Below are 229 nucleotides of genomic sequence, written 5' to 3'. Positions count from 1 at the left end.
GGAGAAATCGAGGCGGTCGCGGTGGGTGAGGATGCCGAGCACCACGCGCAGGCCGCGTTCGGTCTTCAGGATGGCAACGACGATTACCAGCGAACGGGTGGCGATGTGCGCGCCGGCGGCGTACAGCACTTCGTTGGTCGGCGCGCGCACGGAACCGTCCACGCCAAAGCGCAGGACCACCGCGACGTTGAGCTTCCAGATACCGGCCGCCGAGAGGTTGGTGGCATCG

Annotated in this window: 1 pseudogene; it reads right to left on the bottom strand. The window is 67.2% G+C overall.

Annotation, left to right across the window (positions count from 1 at the left end):
• Positions 1-229, bottom strand: a pseudogene (locus KVS69_RS20910) (hypothetical protein); the annotation flags it as partial.

The sequence above is a fragment of the Stenotrophomonas sp. GbtcB23 genome (assembly GCF_019091045.1).
Taxonomy (GTDB): Bacteria; Pseudomonadota; Gammaproteobacteria; order Xanthomonadales; family Xanthomonadaceae; genus Stenotrophomonas; species Stenotrophomonas rhizophila_A.
The sequence above is the reverse complement of the archived record's forward strand: the minus strand, read 5'-3'. Positions and strand labels throughout refer to the sequence as shown.